Annotated in this window: 3 protein-coding genes; 1 reads left to right on the top strand and 2 read right to left on the bottom strand. The window is 74.3% G+C overall.

What is annotated here, in order from left to right:
* Both WCJ52_RS12675 and hemC read right to left on the bottom strand, forming a co-directional pair.
* A partial coding sequence (locus WCJ52_RS12675; RefSeq protein WP_336903666.1) for a uroporphyrinogen-III synthase occupies positions 1 to 383 on the bottom strand: 383 nt, incomplete at its 3' end.
* 19 nt (positions 384 to 402) lie between these two features.
* A complete protein-coding gene (gene hemC / locus WCJ52_RS12670; protein ID WP_336903665.1) occupies positions 403 to 1,353 on the bottom strand; it encodes a hydroxymethylbilane synthase in 951 nt (316 codons plus the stop codon).
* Between the two features lie 101 nt (positions 1,354 to 1,454).
* Between hemC and tsaD the strand changes: the two genes are divergently transcribed.
* A partial coding sequence (gene tsaD / locus WCJ52_RS12665) for a tRNA (adenosine(37)-N6)-threonylcarbamoyltransferase complex transferase subunit TsaD (protein WP_336903664.1) occupies positions 1,455 to 2,503 on the top strand: 1,049 nt, incomplete at its 3' end.

Here is a 2,503-nt window from a genome sequence, read left to right as displayed (position 1 = left end):
ATCTCTGCGGCGGCAGGGGACTCCAGGATGACCCGGGCCAGGGCCTCCACGTCGCCGCCCCCGGCGACCAGGTCGACGAAGCCCGCGACACGAGCCGCCCCGGCCGTGGCGGTGCCCACGCACCAGGCCTTCAGGTCCCGGCGCGGGGTCAGGCGGGCAAAGGCCCGGACGCCGTTGGCGGAGGTGAAGGCCAGGACGGCGGAGGGCGGGAGGGCGTCGAGGGCCGCCGCGGCACCCGCCAGGTCGGCAGTCTCGAGCAGCGGCGCGACCAGGGGGACGAGGCCCGCGGCCGCCACCCGGCGCGCAGTGGCGGAGGCGCCCGGTTCGGCGCGGGTGATCCAGACCCTGGGTGCGGCGGCGGGGCTCATCCTGGGGGCGAGCATGCGCGCCTGCGCAGGGGAATCAATCCGGAAGGAGGATGAGGGCACCGCCATCGGACTGGATCCGGCGGCCCAGCTCCAGGCCGAGGGCCGCTGCGGCAACGGGGCCGGCCGATGCCGTGACGCGCCCCTCGCCCCGGAACCGGTGGACGCCGTCGGGGGACAGGGCCTCGACCGCCAGGACCAGGTCGTCGTCCTCGAAGAAGGCATAAGCGCCGATGGCCGTGCGGCAACTGCCCTCCAGGGCGGCCATGGCGCCCCGTTCGGCAGAAACGGCCAGGGCCGTCGGAGCGTGACGCAGGGCCGACAGCCAGGGAAGGTCGCGGTCCGCCTCCCGGGTCTGGATGGCCAGGGCGCCCTGGCCCGGGGCCGGCGGGGAGCGCCGGGGATCGATGAAGCTGCGGGGGAGTTCCGACAGGCCCAGCCGGTTCAGGCCTGAGGCCGCCAGCAGGATGGCGTCGGCCTCGCCGGCCCTCAGCTTCTCCAGCCGGGTGTCGACATTGCCGCGCAGCATGCGCACGTCGAGGTCGGGCCGCAGGTTCAGGCACTGGGCCTGGCGGCGGAGCGAGGCCGTCCCCAGGCGGGCGCCCTGTGGCAGGTCTTCCAGCCGTTCGGCGATCAGGCTGAGGAAGGCGTCCCGCGGGTCCTCGCGCTCGGGGATGGCCGCCAGGACCAGGCCCTCGGGCGAGGCGACGGGCATGTCCTTGAGCGAATGGATGGCGCAGTCGATCTGGCCGGCGAGCAGGGCCTCCTCGATTTCCTTGGTGAAGAGCCCCTTGCCACCGATTTCCAGCAGGCGGCGGTCCTGGACCCGGTCGCCCGTTGTGGTGATGACCACCAGGGGGGCGACGCGCTCAGCCTCCTCGGGGGAAGCGCCGAGGGCAGCGGCGATCCGCCTTTGCATCTGCCCCGCCTGGGCGAGGGAAAGCTTGGAGCCACGGGCCCCGATCCGGACAGGCTGTTGCACACGCACGACGGGAGGGCTACCTCGACTGGAACTCACTCCGGACCGGCCCTACAGGAGCCGCGCCGGGGCCGCAACCCGGACCCCCGCCCCCACAGGCCTCGCCCCACATGACCGACCTGACCGTCCTTGGCGTCGAGACGAGCTGCGACGAGACCGCTGCGGCGGTCGTCCGGCTGTCCGCGGCGGGGGAGGTTTGCGTCCTGTCGTCCGTGGTCGGCCTGCAGACGGAGCAACATGCGCCCTTCGGCGGCGTGGTTCCAGAAATCGCCGCCCGGGCCCACGTCGAGGCCATTGACGGCGTCGCTGCCGAAGCCATGTCCAGGGCGGGGATCCGCTGGGAGGAGGTCTCGGGCGTGGCGGCTACGGCCGGTCCAGGCCTGATCGGCGGGGTGATGGTGGGCCTGGCTTTCGGCAAGGCCGTGGCCCTGGCCCGGGGCCTGCCCCTGGTGGCAGTGAATCACCTGGAGGGACATGCCGTCTCGGCCCGGCTCGGCGCCCGGATCGACTATCCCTTCCTCCTCCTCCTGGTCTCGGGCGGGCACTGCCAGTTGCTGCGGGTGGACGGCATCGGTGCCTGCACCCGCCTGGGCTCGACCATTGATGACGCGGCGGGGGAGGCCTTCGACAAGATCGCCAAGTCCCTGGGCCTGCCCTTTCCCGGCGGTCCGGCCCTGGAGCGGCTGGCAGCCACTGGTGACCCGGCCGCCTTTGACCTGCCCAGGGCCCTCCTTGGCCGGCCGGGCTGCGACTTCTCATTCTCGGGACTCAAGACCGCGGCGGCGCGCCTGGCGGCGACCTGCAGCGAAGCCTCGCGGGCCGACCTCGCCGCCGCCGTCCAGTCGGCCATCGCCCGCCAGCTGGCCGACCGCACCCGCCGGGCCATGACGGCCTGCGCCCAGGACCTGCCCCCCGGCGGTCGCCGGTTCGTGGTCGCCGGCGGGGTGGCAGCCAACGGCACAGTGCGCGCGAGCCTGCAGGACCTCGCCTCGGAACTCGGCTGGAGCTTCTACGCCCCGCCCCTGGCCTACTGCACAGACAACGCCGCCATGATCGCCCTGGCCGGCGCCGAGCGCCTGGCCCTGGGCCTGACCGATCCCCTGTTCGCCCCGGCCCGGCCCCGCTGGCCCCTCGACCCGGCAGCGGCGGCGGCGCGGCC

The organism is Phenylobacterium sp. (assembly GCF_037138395.1).
Taxonomy (GTDB): Bacteria; Pseudomonadota; Alphaproteobacteria; order Caulobacterales; family Caulobacteraceae; genus Phenylobacterium.
Note: the sequence above shows the minus strand (reverse complement) of the source record. Positions and strands in the feature narration are given on the sequence as shown.